The 3,230-nt window shown below is 51.0% G+C and carries 2 rRNA genes; both read left to right on the top strand.

From position 1 onward, the window contains the following. Nucleotides 1–125: 125 nt before the first annotated feature. Nucleotides 126–3,014 (top strand): 23S ribosomal RNA (locus XMA152_RS12380). A gap of 132 nt (nt 3,015–3,146) precedes the next feature. Beyond that, a 5S ribosomal RNA gene (gene rrf / locus XMA152_RS12375) occupies nt 3,147–3,230 on the top strand; the annotation flags it as partial.

Below are 3,230 nucleotides of genomic sequence, written 5' to 3'. Positions count from 1 at the left end.
AACGCTCTTTAACAATTTGGAAACTGTAAGATAAAGATTGTCTTGTATTGTTTGATACAAGCGCCAACCGGCGAAATCGATCGTTACGAGAACCATTCAGTTGATCAGACACCTTTGGGTTATATGGTCAAGTGAATAAGCGTGCACGGTGGATGCCTTGGCAGTCAGAGGCGATGAAGGACGTTGTAACCTGCGATAAGGTACGGGGAACTGGTAAACAAGTTTTGATCCGTACATTTCCGAATGGGGAAACCCACCACGTAAGTGGTATCTCTTTACTGAATATATAGGTTTAGAGAGGCGAACTCGGGGAACTGAAACATCTAAGTACCCGAAGGAAAAGAAATCAACCGAGATTCCCTTAGTAGCGGCGAGCGAACGGGGACCAGCCCTTAAGCTGGATTTGGGTTAGAAGAACAGACTGGAAAGTCTGGCCATAGTGGGTGATAGCCCCGTATTCGAAAACCCTTTTCCAGTGAAATCGAGTAGGACGGGACACGTGTTATCCTGTCTGAACATGGGGGGACCATCCTCCAAGGCTAAATACTCCTGACTGACCGATAGTGAACCAGTACCGTGAGGGAAAGGCGAAAAGAACCCCTGTGAGGGGAGTGAAATAGACCCTGAAACCGTGTACGTACAAGCAGTGGGAGCCGACTTAGTTCGGTGACTGCGTACCTTTTGTATAATGGGTCAACGACTTACTTTCAGTAGCAAGCTTAACCGTTTAGGGGAGGCGTAGGGAAACCGAGTCTTAATAGGGCGCATAGTTGCTGGGAGTAGACCCGAAACCGGGCGATCTATCCATGGGCAGGTTGAAGGTTGAGTAACATCAACTGGAGGACCGAACCGACTACCGTTGAAAAGTTAGCGGATGACCTGTGGATCGGAGTGAAAGGCTAATCAAGCTCGGAGATAGCTGGTTCTCCTCGAAAGCTATTTAGGTAGCGCCTCATGTCTCACCTTGGGGGGTAGAGCACTGTTTCGGCTAGGGGGTCATCCCGACTTACCAACCCGATGCAAACTCCGAATACCCAAGAGTGCAATCATGGGAGACACACGGCGGGTGCTAACGTCCGTCGTGAAAAGGGAAACAACCCAGACCGCCAGCTAAGGTCCCAAACTTCTAGTTAAGTGGGAAACGATGTGGGAAGGCTCAGACAGCTAGGAGGTTGGCTTAGAAGCAGCCATCCTTTAAAGAAAGCGTAATAGCTCACTAGTCGAGTCGGCCTGCGCGGAAGATATAACGGGGCTCAAACTAGAGACCGAAGCTGCGGATGCGTTTATACGCATGGTAGAGGAGCGTTCTGTAAGCTGTTGAAGCGGAAGCTGTAAGGCACCGTGGAGGTATCAGAAGTGCGAATGTTGACATAAGTAACGATAAAGGGAGTGAAAAACTCCCTCGCCGGAAGACCAAGGGTTCCTATCCAACGTTAATCGGGGTAGGGTGAGTCGACCCCTAAGATGAGGCTGAAAAGCGTAATCGATGGGAAGCAGGTTAATATTCCTGCACCTCGCATAACTGCGACGGGGGGACGGAGAAGGCTAGGCTAGCGCGGCGTTGGTTGTCCGCGTTTAAGGATGTAGGTTTGGAACTTAGGCAAATCCGGGTTCCTATATGACTGAGATCTGATGACGAGCTCCTATATGGAGTGAAGTAGTTGATGCCCGGCTTCCAGGAAAATCCTCTAAGCTTCAGGTTATGTGGGATCGTACCCCAAACCGACACAGGTGGTCAGGTTGAGAATACCAAGGCGCTTGAGAGAACTCGGGTGAAGGAACTAGGCAAAATGGCACCGTAACTTCGGGAGAAGGTGCGCCGGTTTTGGTGATGGGACTTGCTCCCTAAGCTGAGGCCGGTCGAAGATACCAGGTGGCTGCGACTGTTTATTAAAAACACAGCACTCTGCAAACACGAAAGTGGACGTATAGGGTGTGACGCCTGCCCGGTGCTTGAAGGTTAATTGATGGGGTTAGCTCCGGCGAAGCTCTTGATCGAAGCCCAAGTAAACGGCGGCCGTAACTATAACGGTCCTAAGGTAGCGAAATTCCTTGTCGGGTAAGTTCCGACCTGCACGAATGGCGTAACGATGGCCACACTGTCTCCACCCGAGACTCAGTGAAATTGAACTCGCTGTGAAGATGCAGCGTACCCGCGGCTAGACGGAAAGACCCCGTGAACCTTTACTATAGCTTCACACTGGACTTTGACCTTACTTGTGTAGGATAGCTGGGAGGCTTTGAAACTTGGACGCCAGTTCAAGTGGAGCCGATCTTGAAATACCAGCCTGGTAACGTTGAAGTCCTAACTCAGGTCCCTTATCGGGATCGAGGACAGTGTGTGGTGGGTAGTTTGACTGGGGCGGTCTCCTCCCAAAGAGTAACGGAGGAGCACGAAGGTACCCTCAGCATGGTCGGAAATCATGCATTGAGCGCAAGAGTAAAAGGGTGCTTGACTGCGACACAGACACGTGGAGCAGGTACGAAAGTAGGTTCTAGTGATCCGGTGGTTCTGTATGGAAGGGCCATCGCTCAACGGATAAAAGGTACTCCGGGGATAACAGGCTGATACCGCCCAAGAGTTCACATCGACGGCGGTGTTTGGCACCTCGATGTCGGCTCATCACATCCTGGGGCTGAAGCCGGTCCCAAGGGTATGGCTGTTCGCCATTTAAAGTGGTACGCGAGCTGGGTTTAGAACGTCGTGAGACAGTTCGGTCCCTATCTGCCGTGGGCGTTTGAGATTTGAGAAGAGTTGCTCCTAGTACGAGAGGACCGGAGTGAACGAACCTCTGGTGTTCCGGTTGTCACGCCAGTGGCATTGCCGGGTAGCTATGTTCGGACGGGATAACCGCTGAAAGCATCTAAGCGGGAAGCCCCCTTCAAGATGAGATCTCACTGGACCTTTAAGGTCCCTAAAGAGCCGTTCAAGACTAGGACGTTGATAGGCTGGGTGTGTAAGCGTTGTGAGGCGTTGAGCTAACCAGTACTAATTGCTCGTGAGGCTTGACCATATAACGCCAAAGCTGTCTGAGAGCGGAAGCTTCAGATGAACAGCTGAGTGGTTTAATGATTGATTTAACGGTTGTAGCTTGTATAGACAACCAAGACGCATCTTACAGTATCCAATGCGTTAACCAGTTTTGCCTGGTGACAATAGAGACGTGGAACCACCTGATCCCTTACCGAACTCAGTCGTGAAACGCGTCATCGCCGATGGTAGTGTGGGG

Source organism: Marinobacterium sp. xm-a-152, assembly GCF_013282965.1.
Lineage (GTDB): Bacteria > Pseudomonadota > Gammaproteobacteria > Pseudomonadales > Balneatricaceae > Marinobacterium_E.
This window is presented reverse-complemented; position numbering and strand designations above follow the sequence as displayed.